Source organism: Labrys miyagiensis (assembly GCF_030160835.1).
GTDB classification, from domain to species: domain Bacteria; phylum Pseudomonadota; class Alphaproteobacteria; order Rhizobiales; family Labraceae; genus Labrys; species Labrys miyagiensis.
The window spans coordinates 17,826-37,644 of sequence record NZ_BSPC01000068.1; the positions used below are offsets into that span (position 1 = coordinate 17,826).

Annotated in this window: 17 protein-coding genes and 1 pseudogene; 10 read left to right on the plus strand and 8 right to left on the minus strand. The window is 61.5% G+C overall.

The annotated features are described in order from the left end of the window. Positions 1–370: 370 nt before the first annotated feature. From QQL24_RS29545 to QQL24_RS29555, 3 genes are all read right to left on the minus strand, one after another. The gene (locus QQL24_RS29545; protein WP_284315895.1) at positions 371–763 is read right to left on the minus strand and encodes a DUF5615 family PIN-like protein; all 393 of its coding nucleotides are present in this window, start codon (positions 761–763) and stop codon (positions 371–373) included. After that, complete coding sequence (locus tag QQL24_RS29550; protein WP_284315896.1) at positions 760–1,473, minus strand: hypothetical protein; 714 nt, start codon at positions 1,471–1,473, stop codon at positions 760–762. The genes QQL24_RS29545 and QQL24_RS29550 overlap by 4 nt, the downstream gene beginning before the upstream one ends. A 241-nt stretch (positions 1,474–1,714) precedes the next feature. After that, complete coding sequence (locus tag QQL24_RS29555; protein ID WP_284315897.1) at positions 1,715–2,254, minus strand: hypothetical protein; 540 nt, start codon at positions 2,252–2,254, stop codon at positions 1,715–1,717. A 279-nt stretch (positions 2,255–2,533) separates the two neighbouring features. On the opposite strand from QQL24_RS29555, the gene QQL24_RS29560 reads away from it, so the two are divergent. Continuing rightward, positions 2,534–2,716, plus strand: a complete 183-nt coding sequence (locus QQL24_RS29560; RefSeq protein WP_284315898.1) for a helix-turn-helix transcriptional regulator — start codon at positions 2,534–2,536, stop codon at positions 2,714–2,716. A 59-nt stretch (positions 2,717–2,775) separates the two neighbouring features. Here the strand turns inward: QQL24_RS29560 and QQL24_RS29565 are convergent. The 4 genes and pseudogenes from QQL24_RS29565 to QQL24_RS29580 all read right to left on the minus strand — a co-directional run. Continuing rightward, positions 2,776–3,016: pseudogene (locus QQL24_RS29565) on the minus strand (IS3 family transposase); the annotation flags it as partial. A gap of 113 nt (positions 3,017–3,129) precedes the next feature. Then, entirely contained in the window at positions 3,130–4,071 is a 942-nt protein-coding gene (prpB, locus tag QQL24_RS29570) for a methylisocitrate lyase (protein ID WP_284315899.1), read from the minus strand. 10 nt (positions 4,072–4,081) lie between these two features. Then, entirely contained in the window at positions 4,082–5,269 is a 1,188-nt protein-coding gene (gene prpC, locus QQL24_RS29575) for a bifunctional 2-methylcitrate synthase/citrate synthase (protein WP_284315900.1), read from the minus strand. A 10-nt stretch (positions 5,270–5,279) separates the two neighbouring features. Beyond that, positions 5,280–6,833, minus strand: a complete 1,554-nt coding sequence (locus QQL24_RS29580; protein WP_284315901.1) for an MmgE/PrpD family protein — start codon at positions 6,831–6,833, stop codon at positions 5,280–5,282. A 221-nt stretch (positions 6,834–7,054) separates the two neighbouring features. On the opposite strand from QQL24_RS29580, the gene QQL24_RS29585 reads away from it, so the two are divergent. From QQL24_RS29585 to QQL24_RS29610, 5 genes are all read left to right on the plus strand, one after another. After that, a complete protein-coding gene (locus QQL24_RS29585) occupies positions 7,055–8,482 on the plus strand; it encodes a short-chain fatty acyl-CoA regulator family protein (RefSeq protein WP_284315902.1) in 1,428 nt (475 codons plus the stop codon). Between the two features lie 145 nt (positions 8,483–8,627). Then, a complete protein-coding gene (locus tag QQL24_RS36495) occupies positions 8,628–10,364 on the plus strand; it encodes an alpha/beta fold hydrolase (RefSeq protein ID WP_348536509.1) in 1,737 nt (578 codons plus the stop codon). Positions 10,365–10,646: 282 nt separating this feature from the next. Continuing rightward, positions 10,647–11,747 (plus strand): Dyp-type peroxidase, encoded by a 1,101-nt coding sequence (locus QQL24_RS29600; RefSeq protein ID WP_284315903.1) that lies wholly within the window; start codon positions 10,647–10,649, stop codon positions 11,745–11,747. Further along, on the plus strand, positions 11,740–12,558 hold the full coding sequence (locus QQL24_RS29605) for a family 1 encapsulin nanocompartment shell protein (RefSeq protein WP_284315904.1): 819 nt from the start codon (positions 11,740–11,742) through the stop codon (positions 12,556–12,558). Before QQL24_RS29600 ends, QQL24_RS29605 begins: the two co-directional genes overlap by 8 nt. Positions 12,559–12,900: 342 nt before the next feature. Further along, on the plus strand, positions 12,901–15,726 hold the full coding sequence (locus QQL24_RS29610; RefSeq protein WP_284315905.1) for an ATP-binding protein: 2,826 nt from the start codon (positions 12,901–12,903) through the stop codon (positions 15,724–15,726). 263 nt (positions 15,727–15,989) lie between these two features. Here QQL24_RS29610 and QQL24_RS29615 read toward each other — a convergent pair whose 3' ends face one another. Beyond that, on the minus strand, positions 15,990–16,886 hold the full coding sequence (locus QQL24_RS29615; RefSeq protein ID WP_284315946.1) for a LysR family transcriptional regulator: 897 nt from the start codon (positions 16,884–16,886) through the stop codon (positions 15,990–15,992). Between the two features lie 216 nt (positions 16,887–17,102). Here QQL24_RS29615 and QQL24_RS29620 point away from each other — a divergent pair, with 216 nt between their 5' ends. From QQL24_RS29620 to QQL24_RS29635, 4 genes are all read left to right on the plus strand, one after another. Then, on the plus strand, positions 17,103–17,843 hold the full coding sequence (locus QQL24_RS29620; RefSeq protein ID WP_284315906.1) for a 3-oxoacyl-ACP reductase family protein: 741 nt from the start codon (positions 17,103–17,105) through the stop codon (positions 17,841–17,843). Between the two features lie 265 nt (positions 17,844–18,108). After that, positions 18,109–18,756 (plus strand): glutathione S-transferase family protein, encoded by a 648-nt coding sequence (locus QQL24_RS29625; protein WP_284315907.1) that lies wholly within the window; start codon positions 18,109–18,111, stop codon positions 18,754–18,756. Positions 18,757–18,830: 74 nt separating this feature from the next. Beyond that, positions 18,831–19,250: a nuclear transport factor 2 family protein gene (locus QQL24_RS29630; protein ID WP_284315908.1), complete on the plus strand. Its 420-nt coding sequence runs from the start codon at positions 18,831–18,833 to the stop codon at positions 19,248–19,250. After that, entirely contained in the window at positions 19,247–19,798 is a 552-nt protein-coding gene (locus QQL24_RS29635) for an SDR family NAD(P)-dependent oxidoreductase (RefSeq protein WP_284315909.1), read from the plus strand. The genes QQL24_RS29630 and QQL24_RS29635 overlap by 4 nt, the downstream gene beginning before the upstream one ends. The last annotated feature ends 21 nt before the right edge of the window (positions 19,799–19,819 follow it).

Genomic DNA, 19,819 nt, shown 5'->3' on the forward strand with positions numbered 1-19,819 from the left:
GGACCTGTCAATCGTCTGAAGAATGACTTTACCTATGTAGATGCAAGCTTACGAATGCAAAAAAACCGTCGAGGCGATCAGACCTGGACGTTTATTGATTCATGGCAAAAGTAGTTGCGGGGGCTCGCAACACCCGATTCTTGCGATTGGTCGAGAGAGCCATACCAAAACTTGCAGCATAGCCGCGATTCTAAGACGAGTTCGAATCCCGCTTGAGCCGCCAGTTGCCCTGGGCCCGATATTCTGCACTACGGCTGACGCAAATGCCGCCAAGGCCGAAAGCTTGGGCATCTGGCGGGCCGGTTCGACCTCCCCTGCGAGGCCCGGGCAGCGCGCCTTAAGCGCGCGCCCTCGTGCTGATCCTGGCCTGCTATATCTGACTTAGCCTTGAGCTCTTCATGGGGAGCTCAAACATGGCCCCACCTTGGACGAGGCCTGACTGCGCCTCGATCGTCGGCCAAAGAGCGAGTATCCGCTCGGTTTGTTTGATCACCGGCGACTTGTATAGGCCCTTTGAAAGAAAGAAGCCGATGAGGTGGGACGCGCGGAACGCGGCGTGCTCAGCTCGATTGCGGGTTATACGACGATCGCCGGAAATAACGATCCAACGTCCCTCAGCGCTTAAAGCCTCTATCCATTGCGCGTCCTTTACGCCTGTACCGAAGCGATCCCGGATATGAACGACTTCATGCTCGCCTTCGAACAAAGCGCCCAAGGATCGAGCGATACGAATGGAAAGGTTCTCGTCGAAGAGGACCTTCATGCCGCTATCAAAAGGCTTTGCTCAAATTGAACGGCGTCGCGAACGGACGCCGTCGATACCTCAAAGAGCCGAGCGACCCTCTCGATAGAGCCCTCTGCTTGAACCGCGTCAGCAAGCGTTACAGTTGGTATTCCGAATTCCGAGGCGATCGGTTGCCCAAATGCCCTTGCGGGGTCGATCACGATTGAACGTTTCCCGTTGAACGGACGCCATCGAGCCACCGCATGGTCTTCGATATCGAGATCTTTAAAGGTGCGTTCGATCACCTGTTTGAAGACGTATTGCCGGCGCTTCAAATCGAGAAGTCTCGGCTCCTTTGAGCGGACGGCGCTTTCCAGAAAGATGGTTCTTCCGTCGGTTCGAAAACGTTGAGTTGAAAAGGGCCTATCGTCGTTTACCTGCTGCCTCGCGTAATTAAGGCAGTTTCGAATTGCGAGAGGCCCGACGCCAGCGTCTACAAACGCATTTACGAACCGCAACTCGATCAAGTCACGGAAACCGATTTCGAGATGCTCATGAATTTCGGCGTGCTGCGACTTCCAAAGCGGGGGAACGTAGTGTTCTTCGCCCTTGCGACGGAAACGATAACCTCGAAGCCAACGGTTGATATTAACCGCTGACGTACCGAGCAGACGCGCGGCTTCCCCGGCGGTGTAGGAGCCAACGCCGATCGCATCGGAAAATTGCGCATGGTTTGAGGTCGACAACATAGGAGCAACCTACATAGTTTGATTGGCAGAGCAAGGCAGCGAGCCGTAAGAATGGCGGCCATAAGAGGCATTCGAGTTGGAAAAAGTCCAACGGCCTGTTGAGTCCCAACAATTGGTTTTCACAGCTCGTAGCGCGCCAGCGGGAGCACTGACGCTCTCTACGAGAGCGTGAAAGACAAGGCGGAAGCGGTATTTGGTTGTGGTAAGTCGAAAATAGCTGAGGTGCTCCACCTTGTAGTATTCAAACGGTTTGGCGGGCCTGACGCTCCAACAAGCGCGTGAGTTCAGCGCGTATCCGTCGGAGCTGTGGCCAGGGCCGCTCATCCGAGTGCTCGCTCGGAGCGTCAAGGGCAATCAGAGCCTCCAGCTTTGCAAGGACGCCAGGAATTGACATGGCATCCGCGTCAAAAAGTTCGTCGGCAAGTCGTTGTTCGTCTGCCATCGCAACCTTCTCTTCCTGCAAGGCGGCCGAGTATCCGAGCATGCCATCGGCATCTTCCCAAAGCGCGTGATGGGCGCTCAGCTCTGCCTCCACGAAAGCACGCATATGACGAACAGATGGCACGGAGGACGCGAGAGCCTCGAATGCCCGTAATGATCTGATCCGAACAGGTTCGTCGAGAGCGGGATCGTCCAAGGTCACAGAGGGAAAGCCGATCCTGCAGGCAAGCTGCGTCTCGAGACGTTGTTGCTTGCGGCAGAGGGCGTGTGCCCTCCGGGAAGCGGAGCGCCAGGATCTCCAGGCGACGATCGCCGGGTCGTGCGATGTTTCGCCGGTCACGCTCTTCCCCAAAGAGGCGCCGAAGGCCGTGCCGCCAGCGGCCGCCATTAAGGTAGAGAGAACGTACCTTCGCGATACTCTGGACAGACTCGTGCTAGTCTCAGAATCAACCATGATCCGAGCTCCTTACAGCTTGGGTGTGTGGCCAGACTGGGTGGCATATTTGCCTCATGTCACCCAGTTGTACGCAAGGCTCACACTCATATTGTAAAATGTCAGTCAGAAAGTACAACATTGAGACCTGATTTGTCCCCCGAACAATGTCGAGCTGGACGGGCGATGTTGGGATGGAGCCAGGAACAGCTGGCCCAGAATGCAGCAATATCCCGTCAAACGATCGTTGATTTCGAACGAGGCCTCAGGCTGCCGATCACGAACAATCTTGTCGCAATAGTTGCGGCCTTTGAAAGGGCGGGTATCGAGTTTCTCGCTGATAATGGTCTGAGACTAAAGAGACGCTAGCGGAGAAATTCTGGCGCTGTTTGGCGCGCTGAGCTGCTGCCGGTTTTGCGGACACGAGGTTAGGCTAGCATAGCTTGTTCCTCAAACTCGACGGGGCTCATATACCCCAGGGGTCGAGTGCCTTCGCTGCGGGTTATAGAAGCGCTCGATATAATCGAAGACTTCCGCGCTAGCGTCATCCCTTGTCCTGTAGACCTTGCGAGCTGTCCGCTCGGTTTTGAGTGACGAGAAGAAGCTTTCCATTGCCGCATTATCCCAGACGTTACCCGACCGGCTCATCGAACAGGTGATGCAGTGGTCGTGTTGATTTCCGTCGAGAATTTTCGGGGCCGATTCACAATTCAGGCTGCTCAAAGTGACATTTCTAACGGGGACAAAAGGGACGTTTCTATCGGGCTAAGACAGCCACAGCGTTAATTTTCCCGCTGATCTGGACGGGGAAAAGCTGTAGCGGGCGAAGCCACCGTTTGGACGATCGACGCATCGAGCGTCTCATATTCCTTCAAGCCAATGAGATCGTAAAGTTCCGCTCGGGTCTGCATCTCGTCGATCATTGCCTTGGTCCCGCCATCGCGGCGGATGGCCGCGTATAGCCGCTGCTGCGCCTTGTTGGCGACGCGCAGCGATGAGACCGGCCAGATCACCATCGCATAGCCCATGGCCTCGAACTCGGCTGCCGTGATGAACGGCGTCCGGCCAAATTCAGTCATGTTGGCGAGAAGCGGCACGTTCGGCAGGCGGTTTGCAAATTCCCGGAACATCTCCGGAGTGGTCAATGCCTCCGGAAAGATCGCATCGGCCCCCGCCTCGAGGTAGAGCCTGGCCCTATCCACCGCGGCATCGAGCCCTTCGCTGGCCACCGCATCTGTCCGTGCAATCAGATAGAGATGCCGGCGGGTCTTTGCAGCAGCCGCGACCTTGGCCGCCATATCGCGCGCGTCTGCCAGCTTCTTGTCGTTGAGGTGCCCACACTTCTTGGGCAGCAACTGATCCTCGATGTGCACGGCGGCAGCGCCGGCATCTTCGAATGTGCGCACCATGTGCATGACATTCAGCGCTTCGCCATAGCCCGTATCGCCGTCGACGACGACCGGAAGGCCGCTTGCCCGCGCCACCTGTCGGATAAAGAAGGCGACCTCGTCGACGGTGATGATCCCGAGGTCTGGCAGGCCCATGGAAGCGGTCATGGCCGCTCCCGAAAGATAGAGCGCATCGAAGCCGGCGGCTTTGGCCTGCAACGCGGCCATGCCGTTGTGAGTGCCGGGGATTCGCACGATGCTGCCCTCGCCGAGCAATGCCCGGAAGCGCTTCTCGGCAGGCTCGGAAGGATGATCGGATGCAAGAAGATAGGGCATGGTTGATGGCCTAAACATGTTGCGGCGCCGGGCAGGCTTCGCCGCGAAGTTGGATGGGCTGGAAGGGCCGGTTCTCCGGGCCGACATAGTGGGCCGAAGGCCGGATGATCTTGTTGTCCACGCGCTGCTCCATGACGTGGGCGCTCCAGCCCGAGGTGCGGGCGATGACGAAAAGTGGCGTGAACATTGCACGCGGCACGCCAAGCAGCTGATACGCGACGGCGCTGAACCAATCGAGGTTGGCGAACATTTTCTTTCGTTCCGCCATGACCGTCTCGATGCGCTCGGCGATCTGAAATCGCTTTGCCTGACCGCTTTCGCCGGAAAGGCGACGCGCCACCTCCTTGATTACCTGGTTGCGTGGATCCGCGATCGTATAGACGGGATGGCCGAAGCCGATAATCACCTCCTTGGCGTCAAGGCGCTGGCGGATATCGGCTTCCGCGCTGTCGGCGTCCGCATAGCGCAGCTGGATATCGAAGGCAGCTTCGTTGGCGCCGCCATGTTTCGGCCCGCGCAGGGCGCCGATGGCACCGGTGATGGCGGAATACATGTCGGCGCCCGTGCTGGCGATCGAGCGGGCCGTGAAGGTCGAGGCGTTGAACTCATGCTCGGCATAGAGGATGAGCGAGGTATGCATGGCCCGAATATCCGCTTCGCCGGGAGCATATGTCCGAAGCAGATGCAGGAAATGGCCCGCGATCGTCTCGTCGTCCGTCTCCACCTCAATGCGACGGTCGTTGCGGGCATAATGGTGCCAGTAGAGCAACATGGAACCGAGGCTGGCCAAGAGCCGGTCGGCGACATCGCGCGCTGCAGCGGGATTGTGATCATGGGTCTCGGGCACTACGCATCCGAGCGCGGAGACACCGCTACGCATTACGTCCATTGGATGCGCCGCCGCCGGGATCGCTTCGAGCGTGTTGCGCACGGTTGCCGGCAGGCCGCGAAACGCCATGAGCCTCGTTTTGTAAGCCGCAAGCTCGTCGGCAGTCGGCAGGCTGCCATGAACCAGGAGGTGAGCGACCTCCTCGAACTCGCAGGCTTCGGCAATGTCGAGGATGTCGTAGCCACGATAGTGGAGATCATTGCCGCTGTGACCGACGGTGCAGAGGGCCGTTCTCCCCGCGACGATGCCGGATAAAGCAACCGACTTCTTTGCGCCGGCCAGCGGGCGGGACAGTGCTTCGATGGTCATGATGCTCCTCCTAGACGGCGACGACGACGTTGGGCACTGCGACCGCCCCCGGTGGTCGCCAGTTGAATATTCCGTAGGCTTTTGACACGAAGAGGTGCCCGGGCGGGGCGGTGAAGGAGAGGCCGAGAAGTTCCCCCTCCTCGAGCTCGGCCAGCCGGTCAACAACCCCGAGGAAACGATCTTGCTCCTCGGGCGCGATGATGCCCTCGGTTAAGGTGCGGAACTTGGCGACATAGTCCCGCCGTCGAAACGGTCGGGCGCCGAGGGGATGGGCATCGGCGATCGCAATCTCGTCGACGATGACGCCGCTATCCTCGAGTGTCACGACGACGCGACCGCCAAGGGCCTTTTCGCGAGGGTCGCGACTGTGGTAGCGCCGCGTCCACTCCTCATCTTCCACAGTCGAGATCTTGTGCCAGAGTGCTACGGTTTCTCGCCTTGTAGCGCGTTCGGGCGCATAGGAGCGCTCGTGATGCCAGCCGCCGTCCTCGAGCGCAACGGCGAAGATGTACATAATGGAATGGTCGAGCGTTTCACGGCTCGCCCCGGGATCCATCTTCTGCGGATCGTTCGCTCCAGTGCCGATGACGAAATGCGTGTGATGGCTGGTGTGGATGACGATGTGCTTGACCCGTGACAGGTCGCCGATCTTCGGCCCGAGCCGGCGCGCCAGGTCGATCAAGGCCTGGCTTTGATATTCGGCAGAATGCTCCTTGGTGTAAGTCTCGAGGATCGCTCGCTTGGGCTCGCCGCGCTCCGGTAGCGGCACGGCGTATTCGGCCTTTGGCCCACCGAGCAGCCAGGCGATGAAGCCATCCTCGCCCTCCCAGGCCGGCGACGGGGCGTCTTCCCCGCGCATGGCTCGATCGACGGCCTCCACCGCCATCTTGCCCGCAAAACCCGGCGCATAGGCCTTCCAGCTCGAAATCGCGCCCTTGCGCGACTGCCTTGTGGTGGTGGTGACGTGCAGCGCCTGCTGGATTGCCTGGTAGACCGTCTCGGCCGGCAGCCCCAGGGCTGCCCCGATCCCGCCCGCTGCGGAAGCTCCGAGATGGGCAATGTGATCGATCTTGTGCTCGTGCAGGCAGATGCCTTTCACCAGATCGACCTGGATCTCATAGGCTGCGGCGAGACCGCGAACGAGAGCCTTGCCGGATAGGGCGCAATGCTGCGCCACCGCAAGAACGGGTGGGATATTGTCGCCAGGATGGGAATAGTCCGCGGCAAGGAAGGTGTCGTGGTAGTCGAGCTCGCGCACCGCGACGCCATTGGCCCAGGCTGCCCATTCCGGGGAAAAGCGCTGGCTCGACGGCAGCCCGACGATCGCTGAGCCTGGCGACAACCGATGCGGCTCGGCCTGAGCCCGCGCGCTGATGACCGGCCCGCGGTTCAACGACGCCGCCGCCACCGCCGCGTTGTCGATGATGCGATTGCCGATCATCTCCACGACTTCGTCTTCGACGGGTACGGGGTCGACCGCCATGTCGGCGATCTTCCAGGCGAGCTGCTGTGAACGCGGCAGATCCTCTGCCGAGGCGTAAGTACGGACGCTGTGGAGATTCAATGGATCGACTCCCGGTCGAGAGAAAGTTGGCATCCGCACGATCGCAAGGCTGCGAACGCTTGTGAATGTGCAATCGGGACTTGCATCGCGATCACATCAACCGCACTATTCGAAAACTTGGAAGCCATTGAAAGTACTGAAAAAGCGAACATTTGCGGACGACTCTCTAGTGAATTGCGAATGTTTGCGAATGTAGCAGCTCGGTTGCGCGGGAGACCCTGATGAAGAAAGCATTCATGGGCGGTCGGCTGAAGCGGCTGCGCGAAGAGCGCGGGTTGACCCAGATCGCGCTGGCACGGGCCCTCGACTTGTCGCCGAGCTATCTAAACCAGCTTGAAAAGAACCAGCGGCCGTTGACCGTGCAGGTTCTGCTCAAGATCAACGCCGTGTTCGATGTCGACGTGCAGCTCTTCGCCGAGGATGACGAAAGTGGGCAGATCGCGGATCTGCGCGAGGTCCTCGCTGATCCTGCTCTCACGGAACGAGTTACGCCCGGTGAAATTCGCGACCTCGTCGCGAACATGCCCGCCATCGGGCGCGCCTTGGTGGCGTTCCATCGTCGCTATCGCAATGTCGCGGAGCAGGCCCAGGCGATGATGGCGGGGTTGGGGCTGGGAGACGGGGAAACGCCGGGCCTCGCACCGGTCTTGCCCTACGAACAGGTGCGCGACTTCTTTTTTGCCCATCACAATCACTTCCTCGAGCTCGACCTCGCGGCAGAAAATCTGTTCGCCAGTGCCGGGCTCCTTGTCGGCGATGTCGCGGCGGGCCTGACGAACTATCTCGCCCGGCGGCACGACATCCGCGTCGCCTTCGACCGATCCGATGCCGGCAATACGCCACAGCGGCTGTTCCGGCCGGCAGACCGCATCCTTCAGCTTTCCGCGCAGCTCACGCCTGGACAGCGTGCGTTCCAGATGGCGGTTCAGATCGCCCTCATCGAAATGGCCGAGGCGATCGAGCGATTGGCGCAAAGCGCCGCTGCGGGCAGTACCGAGGCCCGCGCCCTGACGCGCATAGGCCTTGCCAACCATTTCGCCGGCGCGCTGCTGATGCCCTACACCATCTTTCTGGAAGCTGCAGAGGCCGTGTACTACGATGTCGACCGGCTGGCGGACCGCTTCGGCGTCGGCTTCGAAACGGTCTGCCATCGGCTGAGCACGATGCAGCGCCCAGGCGCCTCGGGCCTACCCTTCTTCTTTATCCGTGTCGATCGCGCCGGCAACATTTCGAAGCGCCAATCGGCGACCGATTTCCATTTCTCGAAGGTCGGCGGCACCTGCCCGCTCTGGAACGTCTACGAAGCCTTCGCCCAACCGGGCCGCATCCTTACGCAACTCGCTCGCATGCCGGATGGGCGTACCTATCTGTGGGTTGCCCGCACCGTCACGCATCGCATGGCCGGCTATGGCATGCCGGGCAAGACCTTCGCGGTTGCCCTCGGCTGCGACCTGCGGCACGCTGACCGACTCGTCTATTCCAAGGGCCTCGACCTGACGGACCCGGAAGCCGCGACGCCGATCGGTCTCGGCTGCAAGGTGTGCGAGCGCCACAATTGCCCGCAGCGCGCTTTCCCTGCGATCGGGCGGCCTCTGGTGATCGACGAAAAGCGCAGAGACTTTGCGCCCTATCTGGCTGACGACAGGTGATCGTGCGAGCGAGGCGATTTCGCAGGCGCTTGATTATCCATCGAATAGGTCATGCGGCACGGCGGGCTAATAGCTGCAATTAGCAGTTTGAATTTCACTTCGAAAATTATCTGACTCAAGATCCTTCCACTCATGGGAGGAAAACATGAAACAAAGAATAGTAACATGCCTCGCTGCCAGCCTTGCATTCTGCAACGTAGCCCTGGCAGATGAAATCACAGCATCGAAATCGGAAATTGTAGCCAAGCTTCCCTATTCGGTTGGCAACATCGCCTTTACGCCGGACAACCAGCTCATCTTAAGCCATCATCCGTTTTACGCGCCTGACATTCGGGTGGCCAAGCTGACGTCACCGACGACGTTCGTGCCGTTCCCGAATGCCGAGTGGAACACGCCGCGCAAGGACTCCGACCATTTTCTTGACAATGTGCTCGGGCTGCGTTCGGACGAGGACGGTGTTGTCTGGATCATCGACATGGGATTCCGCACCGGCATCACCCCGAAGCTGGTCGGCTGGAACACGCGCACGAACAGTCTCGAGCGCATCTATTACATGCCCAAGCCCACGACACGGGACGGTTCGCAGCCCCAGGATATCGTCATCGACCGCAAGCACGGCAAGTTCTACATCGCCGACGAGGATATCGGCCCCGGCGGCAACGGTTCTCAGGCCGCCATCATTGTCATCGACATGAAATCGGGCCTCACCCGCCGCGTGCTCGAGGGCGATGCCTCGACGGTTCCGGAAAATATTCCGATCACCGTGGACGGCAAGGATCTCACCGTTCCGGGCAGCGACGGCAAACCCACTGCCATCAAGGTCGGATGCGACGGCATCACCATGGATGTCAACTCTGAGTGGGTCTATTTCGCCCCCCTCAGCGGGCGTTCCGTCTATTGTATCAAGGCCGAGGATCTCGCGGATGAGTCGATCATCGCGTCAGAGCTGAGCAAGAAGGTCGAGCGCTATTCCGCCAAGCCCAACAACGGTGCCAGCCTGGCGCTGGGCGCCCTGTCGGCGCACGCCGCGCTCAAGCCCTTCCCCGCCGACTTCCGCAGTTCGCAGGTGGTGAATGCCGACGCGACGATCAACGTCCGCGTCGGCGGCCACGGGCCCGCGGTCGTGCTGATCCACGGCTTCGGCGAGACCGGCGACATGTGGTCGCCGATGGCCGCAGAGCTTGCGAAGGACCACACCGTCGTCGTGCCCGACCTGCGTGGCATGGGCCTGTCCTCGCACCCCGCCGGCGGCTACGACAAGTGGACGCAGGCCGGCGACATCCGCGCCGTCCTCGACAAGCTGGGCATCGACCGCGCCGACATCGCGGGCCACGACATCGGCGTGATGGTCGCGTATGCCTACGCGGCGCGCTATCCGGACAAGACGAGCCGCCTGGTCGTGATAGACTCGCCGATTCCCGGCATCCCGCCGTGGAACCAAATCGTGCGCATGCCCGCGTTGTGGCACTTCAACTTCGGGGGCCGGGACGCAGGGCGCCTGGTCGCCGGCCGCGAGCGCATCTACCTCGACCGCTTCTGGGACGAGTTCGCGGGCGACCCCTCGAAGATTGACGAAGCGACCCGCCGCCACTACGCCGCGATCTACGCCAAGCCCGGAGCGATGCATTCCGCGTTCGCCCAATTCCTCGCGATCGACCAGAAGGACGAGGCCGACAACCTCAAGGCGATGGAGACGAAGCTGACGATGCCGGTGCTCGCCATCGGCGCCGAGAAGGCCTTCGGCGCCAACGTAGCGGTCCAGATGCGCAACACGGCGACGAATGTACAGGAAGTCATCGTGCCGTACGCCGGCCACTGGCTGATGGATGAAGCGCCCGCGGCCACGATCGCCGCGGCGAAAGACTTCCTCGCTGCGCACTGAATGCGGCGGCTGCTCCCTCGCACAGGTTACGAATTATCCGTGTCGAGACTTGAAGCGGGATTTCAAGCGTGGTGTGACTATGTCTCCAGCCTGGAACGCCTGCTCAAGGGGAGCGGAACCATTCGAAAACCAGGCCCGTTCCACGTGGAGGGGCCTCCCTACTCCGGACCACTTCTCGATGGCATTCAACACCTTAGTCTTGTGGCGCCGGTTGTTCGGCAAGCTTGAATTAACCCACGCGGCCGAGTTGAGCGGGACCGGCGTTAAAGGCGGGCAGATCTGGTGACCGTTTCCATCGAGCAGGAAGAAGCCCCCCTTCCGCAGCCGGTGCTCGGACTGCTTACCCGCGCAGCGATTTTTCTCGTCGTCAGCCTGAAGTCTGGGCCGGAGAACGCCAGGAGCCTGCGGACCTTTTGTGGCGATCTGTCGGGTCTCATCCGTGCGGTGGAGTTTCGCGATATCGAGGCCGGCCTTACCTGTGTCGCTGCCTTCGGATCCGACGCCTGGGACCGACTGTTCGGAAGTCCCCGTCCCGCCGAGCTTCATCCTTTCCGGGAGATCCGCTCGGGAGGCCGCCACGCTGTCGCCACGCCGGGCGATGTGCTGTTTCACATCCGTGCCAGCCGCATGGATCTTTGTTTCGAACTGGCGACTGAGATCATGCAGCGCATCGGTGAGGCGGTCTTGCCGGTCGACGAAGTGCATGGCTTTCGCTACTTCGACGATCGTGATCTCATAGGCTTTGTCGATGGCACCGAGAACCCCAGGGGGCCAGCCGCCGCCGCTGCGGCCCTCGTCGGCGAGGAGGACGCCGCCTTTGCCGGCGGCAGCTATGTCCTGGTGCAGAAATATCTGCATGACCTGGCCGGGTGGAACGCCCTTTCCACGGAGGCGCAGGAGCGGATCATCGGCCGCCGGAAACTGACCGATATCGAGCTGGACGAAGCCGTCAAGCCGAGCTCGGCCCACAGCGCGCTGACCGTGATCGTCGAGAACGGCAAGGAGGTTAAGATCCTGCGCGACAACATGCCGTTTGGGCGGCCCGGCCATGGCGAATTCGGCACCTATTTCATCGGCTATAGCCGCTCGCCCCGCCCGACCGAGCAAATGCTCGAAAACATGTTCGTGGGCCGGCCGCCCGGCAATTACGACCGGCTGCTGGATTTCAGCCGTGCCGTGACCGGAAATCTGTTTTTTGCTCCCTCCGCGACATTTCTCGACGATAGTGGCGAGGAACAGCCCGCCGCGGCGCTGGCCACGCCATCGGCAGAGCCACCCCCGGTTTCGCCGGTCGACGACGCATCCCACGACACCTCGCACGACAGTTCGCGCGACAGTACTCTTGGCATCGGATCCCTCAAAGGAGACCACCGGCATGAATAATCTCCATCGCGAGCTGGCGCCGATTTCGGACGCGGCGTGGTCTGAGATCGAGGAGGAAACGACCCGCACGCTCAAGTGCTATCTTGCAGGCCGGCGTGTGGTGGATGTGCCGGTTCCCGCCGGCGTCGGACTGTCAGCGGTCGGCACCGGCCATCTTGTCAAGATTGGGGCACCCGCCGAGGGCGTCATCGCCAGGCAACGCGAGGTGAAGGCACTGGTGGAATTGCGCGTACCATTCGAATTGACGCGCGCAGCGATCGACGATGTCGAGCGGGGCTCGAACGATTCCGACTGGCAGCCTGCCAAGGATGCCGCCCGGATCCTGGCCTTCGCCGAGGACCGCGCCATTTTCGAAGGCTACGGCAAGGCCAACATCGTCGGCATCCAGGAAGGCACCAGCAATCCCGTCATGACCCTGCCGGCCAATGTGGATGATTATCCCGATGCCATCGCCCAAGCCCTGAGCCAGTTGCGCCTCGTCGGCGTGAACGGACCCTATGCCGTGCTGTTGGGGGCCGAGGCCTATACCGCGCTCGCCGAGACAAGCGATCACGGCTACCCTGTGCTGGAGCACGTCAAGCGTCTCATCGACGACGAGATCATCTGGGCGCCGGCCATTTCAGGGGCCTATGTCGTTACCACGCGCGGCGGCGATTTCGAGCTTGCCATCGGGCAGGATATCTCCATCGGATACCTCAGCCATACCGACGATACCGTCCGGCTCTACCTCCAGGAAAGCTTCACCTTCCGCCACCTGACGAGCGAGGCAGCCGTCGTGCTTCGCGCGAGTTCCGACAAGCCCTCTGCCTAAGATTAGACGTTCGCTCCAGACTGAGAGACATAAACCCCGTTCTGCGAATCCCCTGCTCGCTTGTCCGTCGCTATTGCTATGGAATGGGGGATCCGTTCCTCGGCCCGAGAGCATTCGATGGCCTTTGCCGCCACATCGATCCGACATCGGCTTGCGTCTAACGTTGGCTATGCGCCAATTGCAGAAGCTCTCCGTCTGCTCGGAAGCTGACATGTGACCACGCGTTTCCTCGCACCAGGATCGAAGGGCTCACGGCATGTTGGATGGCGCTCGCGAGGGCACAGGGATAACTTCATCTACACCGTTATACCAAGGTCGTGGCGCCGGGCGAGGCTCTCAAACGTGGAACGCAACGTTTTTGTCGGCGAAAGGCTCGGGATGCCCGACGGAAGGCTCACGACGTTCGCGTTCGGTCCTTTCCGCCTGTTCGCTGCGGAACGTCGGCTTGAGAAAGACGGCAAGCCTGTGCGTCTGGGAAGCCGCGCACTCGACCTTCTGATTGTTCTCGTTGAGAGCGCTGGCGAGGTGGTCTCAAATCACGACATTCTTGAACGAGTCTGGCGCGGTGTGACAGTCGACGAGGGTAGCCTGCGCTTTCATGTCAAAAATCTTCGCAGGGCGCTTGCGGACAATCTGCGGGACACCCCTTACATCACGAACGTATCCGGCCGCGGCTATTGTTTTGCCGCGCGCGTGGAGCGGCTGGATCGAGAGGGCATGCCCGGATCGAACGGAGCATCGCTCGCTGCAGCACCCAATTTGCCGATCCGGGGAAGAGCGATTGTGGGCCGCACGAACAATATAGAACTCGTATCTCGCGAATTGTCGCGCGGCCGCCTGGTCACCATTGCCGGGCCGGGCGGTATCGGCAAGACAACCTTGGCGATCGCAACGGCCGAAGCATTGCGCCCGAGCTTCGGCAATGCAGTGTTCTTCGTCGACCTGGCGCCGGTGGAGGATGCCGCGCTGGTTTTGAGCGCCGTGGTATCTGTGCTGGGCATCGTCCGGAGCGACGATGAGCCGATGGCGGCCGTCGTCGAGTTCTTGCGAAACCGGCGACTGCTTATCGTCCTCGACAACTGCGAGCAGGTCATCGAGGCAGTAGCCGCACTTGCCGACCGTATCGTTCGGGATACCATCGGGACGCATGTGCTGGTCACGAGTCGGGAGACGCTGCGGGTCGAGGACGAGCGCGTGCACCGGCTGATGCCTCTCGAATGCCCGCCCGACAAGGACGATATGTCGGCCGAGGAGGCAATGAGCTACGCAGCCATGCAGCTTTTCGTCGATCGCACAACCGCCGGCTTTGGCGGGTTTGTGCTTGACGATGCACTTGTACCAGCGGCCGCCGAAATCTGCCGCCGCCTGGACGGCATTCCGTTGGCCATCGAACTGGCGGCGGCCCGTGTGGAATTCTTCGGACTTTCCGGTCTAGCGCGCGGCCTGAACGATATGTTCGCCCTGTTGACGCGGGGGCGACGGTTTGCGTTGCCGCGTCATCAGACGCTGCGTGCGGCACTGGATTGGAGCTACCATCTGCTCTCGCCGATCGAACAGGCAGTCCTGCAGGGCATCGCCATATTCCGTACGACGTTCACGCTGGAATCGGCTCTCGCGATCGTGCCGGGACCGGCAACCACGGCCGACAACGCCACGGACGCGATGGCCAACCTGGTCGCCAAGTCGATGCTGACCGCGGACAGCACAGGTGATGTCGTGCAGTATCGACTGTTGGAGTCGACGCGGATCTATGCAAGCGAAAAGCTCACGGCTAGCGGCGACAAGCCAGAGACAGCAAGGCGGCATGCAGATCATCATTTGAAGTTGATCGAGGCCGCGCCCGCCGACTGGGAATCGGATGCTGGCAAGGCGTGGTTGCGGCTTCACGCCGGCCGGATCGATGACGTAAGAGCAGCGCTCGATTGGTGTTTTTCCAACACAGGCGACCTGTCGATCGGGTTGCGCTTGATTGTCGCTTCCGCGCGGCTCTGGTTTCAGTTGTCGCTGACCCTGGAATGCCGGGATCGGGTCGAGGCAGCTCTTCGGTTTGCGCTGGGCCGGCCCGAGCTGGACGGGGCCATGGAGATGCGGCTGCAGGCGGCCCTCGGCCACGCCCTCTGGTATTCGGCAAGCGAAGCGGACCGATTGGAGCGTGCTTTTCGCAGGGCCTTGGCGCTGGCCGATGAGGTGGGTGAGGTGCCCGTGCAATTGCAGGCGCTTTGGGGTCTATGGGCCGCTCGGCGCGCGCTTGGCCGATATCGGGAAGCCTTGGCGATTGCGGAGAATTACGCGACTCTGGCCGAGAAGGCCGGTGACGAGGCTGCCAGGCTGCTGGGTGGCAGGATCCTTGGATTGACCCACCATCAACTCGGCAACCAGGGGACTGCCCGCGACCTGTCCGAGCAGGTGCTGCGGGTCGGACGCCGTGCCGGGAATACCTTGAATAGCGAATTCCAGGTCGGGCACGAGATCACTGCGGCGACGATGCTGACGCGGATTCTGTGGTTGCAGGGCTTTCCCGATCAGGCAACGACCATGCTGCAGCAAGCCATCGCTGCGGCGGAACAATCCGATCACTGGTATTCGATGTACTACGTCCTCTGCTTTGCCGGCTGCCCGCTGTCGCTATGGCTCGGCAATCTTGCACAGGCACAGCATTACCTCGATCGGACTGTGAATCGTGCCGCGGCGGACCGATGGAGGCGATGCTGGGCGTTTATCCTGCGGCTGCGGCAAAGCGGTGAGCGAGAGGCCCTGATCGCGTCGTCGCTTGAGCCAAGAGTGGACTTGAATACGGCGCAGGAGATCGCCGCGCTGGCCTCGGCTGCAACAATACCGATGCCGCAGCCTGACGATGATGGGAGCGATGCTCTCTGGAGCTTGCCCGAAGTGCTGCGTGTCAACGCCGAAGTGCTGCTCTGGCAGGGCGGGCCGGATGCGGCAGCGGCTGCCGAGCCCAAGCTGCTTCGTTCCCTGGACCTGGCGCGGGCGCAGTCGACACTGTCGTGGGAACTGCGCACAGCCACCAGCCTGGCAAGACTATGGTATCGGAACGGCCGCATCGCTCCGGCCCGCGACCTCCTGGCGGCAACCTGCGATCGCTTCTCCGAGGGATTTGACACCGCGGACGTCGCCGGCGCGCGGCAGTTCATTGCCCAATGGTCCTGATAGCTTGCAAGGCCATACCTTTCCGGCACCCGGCGCGCCGATCCCACTCACAAGATATCCCAATCGCTCACACGACTAAGGCTGACCTACCTGCCAGCATTGCACTCGATTAGCGGCCGATCCGGCGGCCGCCTGCTTGGGCATCCTGGGTGCACTCCTCTGTTGGGGGCGCGCACCACGGTCGCGAAACAGGAGGTAGGGTCGTGTGCAGCAGTCCTTCATCCCCTATGCCGTCGCGCCGACTTGATCGCCGGCGAGTGCCGCTATCCTGCCTTCTCGGCGATTTCACCGCCCGCATTCAATCGATCCAACAGGGCCAGCAGGATCGGCGAGCTGTTGGCTCGGTGGTAACCCAAAACGAGATCAATGGCCGGTGCCTCCCCCTTGAGCGGGCGGCTGACCACCGACCAGGGCAGGAAGTTCGCCGCATAGGCCGGCAACAGGGCGTAGCCTCTGGTGGAGGCGACCAGCGAGATTCCCATGGCAAAATTGTCGATCGTCTGGGCCGGGGCCACCGGCACCCCGCGCTGCTTCATGTAGTCGCCAACGATGTCGCGCAAGACGTGAGGAACATCGGAGAAGCCGATGAAAGGATCATCCTTGAGATCGGACACATCGATCTCCGATTGCTTCGCCAGGACGTGGTCGCTTGGCAGGATAACCACGATGGGTTCGCGCCCGAGCAGCCGATAGGCCAGCCCTGGTTTCGGCTCCCTTCGGATGATAACCACGTCGAGCTTGCCCTGCTCCACCTCGTCGGCAAGTTGCGGGGAGTAGCCGCTCGAGACACGCAGTTCGAGCCTGGCCAAATCGTCGCCCAGCGCCCGGGTCACCTTGGCCAACCAGTCGACCTCTTCGCCGATGAGGAACCCCATGCGGAAAACCGGCTTCTCCGGTCGTGCCGCCCGTCGGGCGGCCTCGACGGCGGTGCTGGCCTGGGCAACCGCGAGCCGCGCGTGATCCAGGAAGGCGCGGCCCGCGACCGTGGGTTCCACGCCGTGCGTCGTGCGCGTGAGCAGCGGAAAGCCGACTTCATATTCCAGGTCCCGGATCTGACGGCTCAACGAGGGTTGGGATGTGTGCAGCCGGCGCTCCGCCGCTGCGGTCAACCCGCCCTCCTCGACCACCGCGATGAAGTACCGAAGATGCCTCAACTCCATGCCCACCTCATGCCTCCCAGGTATGGGGCGAAGCTTACAAAGTCTTTTTCACAAAGGCCAGAACGACCTACCTCATACCCACGAACGAAGGGAACGCTCTCGCGCTTCCATCTGAATAGGCAACGACAATGACGAGCTATGGACATGAGACGGCGCGGCCGACGGCATCGTCCTTCCCTTCCTGAAAACCCCTGATCCTTTGAAAGGAGCCATCCCATGGCAAATCTGAGCAACAAGGCTGCGCTCGTCACCGGCGCTTCACGCGGCATCGGCGCGGCAATCGCCAAGCGCCTGGCCGCCGACGGCGCCAACGTGGCCATCACCTATGCCCGCGGCGCGAACGCCGCCGCCGAAGTGGTCAAGGCCATCGAGACGTTCGGCGGCAAGGCAATCGCCATCCAGGCGGACGCCACCGACGCCAAGGCCGTCACGGCTGCGGTCGAGGCGACAGTCTCCGCCTTCGGCCGGCTCGACGTGCTGGTTAACAACGCCGGCACCGCCATCCCCAAACCATTCGAAGAGTCGACGCTGGAAGAGATGGATCAGGTGATCGATCTCAACCTACGCGGTGTGCTCGTCGCCACCCAAGCAGCGCTGAAGCATCTGGGTAGCGGCGGGCGCATCATCAATATCGGCTCCTGCGTCGGCGAGCGGATGATGACGCCCGGACTCGTCGCCTATTCCGCCACCAAGGGCGCGGTCAAGATGTTCACGCAAGGCTTGTCGCGTGAGGTCGGCCCGCGTGGGATTACCGTCAACAACATCCAGCCCGGTCCGATCGACACCGACCTGAATCCCGCAGCCGGCGATTGGGCCACCCCGCAGACCGAGAACACGGCTCTGAAGCGCTACGGCCACGTAGACGACATCGCCGCCATGGTGGCCTTCGTCGCCGGCCCCGAGGCCAGCTACATCACCGGCGCGAACCTCACCGTTGATGGCGGCACCAACGCCTGAGGCGCCCAGGGCCGGATGACAGCATCCGGCCCACCAGGAATATTTTTCTTCAAACATTTTGAGTGCGCGTGGCGGTTTAACGCCTTGAATCTGACGCGCCGCTAGGAGCACGGCTATGACCAATTGCAACGGAAAGACCGCCTTCGTCACCGGCGCCTCGCGCGGCATCGGAGTGAACCAGGCCTCTTCCGTCAGCGGCCTGCCGATGTTCGGCAACGCCTTCCCCGCCTGATTCCTTTTCCTTCTCCACTCAAAGGTTCTCGTCATGCCATCCGATCATCTGAAGCTGTATGAGTCGAGCGGATCGCCCAATTCGCGCCGCGTTCGCATTTTCCTGGCGGAAAAAGGAATTGGCGTTTCGCGCGTCCCCGTCGATCTCGGGGCGAAGGAACAACTCTCCGAAGAATACGCCAAGATCAACCCGAGACAAGTTGTCCCGACGCTCGTCCTCGACGACGGGACGGCAATCGGCGAGGTCCCGGCAATCCTGCGTTATCTTGAAGAGACACATCCGAACACGCCTCTGCTGGGCTCATCCCCCAAGGAAAAAGCACTGGTGACGATGTGGGAGCGCCGGATGGAGCTCGAGGGTTTCGCAGCGGTGATGGAAACCGTCCGCAACAAGGTACCAGGACTGAAGGGACGTGCGATCGCCGGTGCCCACGCCTACGAGCAGATTCCGGCCCTCGTCGAACGCGGAAGGCAGCGGATAGCGGACTTCTATGCCGATCTCGAAGTCAGGCTCGCTGCGGTGCCGTTCGTCGCCGGTGACAGTTTCGGCGTGGCCGACATTACGGCAGTCGTCGCGGTCGACTTCGCGACGAAGGCAGTGGATATCCCGATTCCCGAGGGGAACAGCACCACCCGCCATTGGTACGAGAAGATCGCTGCGCGCCCCAGCTTCACGGCCTGAACGAACGCCGCGGCCGCGGCCAGGGACGAGCACCCAGGCCGCCCCTTTCGTAATGCAATCCGAGGGTGGACGATATGGAAAAGGATTTCGAAAGCGTCGGGAATAAGGGAATCGTCGATAGCTACTACCAAGCGGGCGTGGAAGGGCGTCTGCCAGATTTCGCTGTTCACCTGCATCCGGACTTTACGACAACAGCGCCCAATTACCTCCCGTGGGGCGGCACGCATTTCGGTGCGGCATTCTTTCGGGACGAGGTGCTGCCAAGTCTGCCTGGCGTGCTCGACTTCGAGCGCTTCAACTACGATGCGTTCTTTGCCGAAGGCGAGCATGTCGTTGCATTGATCAATATCGGCGTCACCGGCATCGATGCGATGATCAAGATCTCCGAGCACTGGACCGTGCAAAACGGCAAAGCCACCTCGATCTGGGTCGCCTACTTCGAACCGCAGGCACTGCTCGACAAGCTTGGCCTCAGCCACGGCCTTCGTCGATGAGCAGGATCAATTCAAGGCTGCAGCACGGACAGATATCCCTGAGCCATCACCCGTATGAAACGCACCCGGCGGGCGGACGAAAGGTCGTCACCCTCTATGACCCCAACAAGAAATGTAAGGAGGAACTGCATACTCCGAATTTTTCACGCGAAGCTCTGGATTTCGGGAGTGACGTCTCGGGCGTGTGGAGTTTTCCGAACGATCGGGCACGAATTCCGGGCGATCTGACAGAGAGGCCTCTCCGCAACGCGTCACGCTACATCGCAAGTAAACATGCCGTCGAAGGCCTGACCAAATCCGGCGCCCTGGAGGCCGCTCCTTTTGGTGTCCGCGTCAACGCGGTGGCGCCCGGGTCGGTCGAGACCTGGATGCTCGATCGCTTGACCGGCTCACCGGACCGCAAGGCGGGATTGCTTGCTTCGATCCCGCTTCGCCGGGCGGGCAAGCCTGAAGAACTCGCGGACGCGATTCTGTTCCTGGCGTCGGACAATTCCTCGTACGTCACCGGCCGGATCATCAGCGTCAACGGCGGCAGGACCGCCAACTAACCGTCAGCCTGAACAAGGAAT

What these genes read in the sequence shown, in the direction of transcription:
- QQL24_RS29545 (WP_284315895.1), bottom strand. Translation starts at nt 763, where the DNA reads ATGAAGGTCCTCTTCGACGAGAACCTTTCCATTCGTATCGCTCGATCC.
- QQL24_RS29550 (WP_284315896.1), bottom strand. Translation starts at nt 1,473, where the DNA reads ATGTTGTCGACCTCAAACCATGCGCAATTTTCCGATGCGATCGGCGTT.
- QQL24_RS29560 (WP_284315898.1), top strand. Translation starts at nt 2,534, where the DNA reads ATGTTGGGATGGAGCCAGGAACAGCTGGCCCAGAATGCAGCAATATCC.
- prpB (WP_284315899.1), bottom strand. Translation starts at nt 4,071, where the DNA reads ATGCCCTATCTTCTTGCATCCGATCATCCTTCCGAGCCTGCCGAGAAG.
- prpC (WP_284315900.1), bottom strand. Translation starts at nt 5,269, where the DNA reads ATGACCATCGAAGCACTGTCCCGCCCGCTGGCCGGCGCAAAGAAGTCG.
- QQL24_RS29585 (WP_284315902.1), top strand. Translation starts at nt 7,055, where the DNA reads ATGAAGAAAGCATTCATGGGCGGTCGGCTGAAGCGGCTGCGCGAAGAG.
- QQL24_RS36495 (WP_348536509.1), top strand. Translation starts at nt 8,628, where the DNA reads ATGAAACAAAGAATAGTAACATGCCTCGCTGCCAGCCTTGCATTCTGC.
- QQL24_RS29605 (WP_284315904.1), top strand. Translation starts at nt 11,740, where the DNA reads ATGAATAATCTCCATCGCGAGCTGGCGCCGATTTCGGACGCGGCGTGG.
- QQL24_RS29615 (WP_284315946.1), bottom strand. Translation starts at nt 16,886, where the DNA reads ATGGAGTTGAGGCATCTTCGGTACTTCATCGCGGTGGTCGAGGAGGGC.
- QQL24_RS29620 (WP_284315906.1), top strand. Translation starts at nt 17,103, where the DNA reads ATGGCAAATCTGAGCAACAAGGCTGCGCTCGTCACCGGCGCTTCACGC.
- QQL24_RS29625 (WP_284315907.1), top strand. Translation starts at nt 18,109, where the DNA reads ATGCCATCCGATCATCTGAAGCTGTATGAGTCGAGCGGATCGCCCAAT.
- QQL24_RS29630 (WP_284315908.1), top strand. Translation starts at nt 18,831, where the DNA reads ATGGAAAAGGATTTCGAAAGCGTCGGGAATAAGGGAATCGTCGATAGC.
- QQL24_RS29635 (WP_284315909.1), top strand. Translation starts at nt 19,247, where the DNA reads ATGAGCAGGATCAATTCAAGGCTGCAGCACGGACAGATATCCCTGAGC.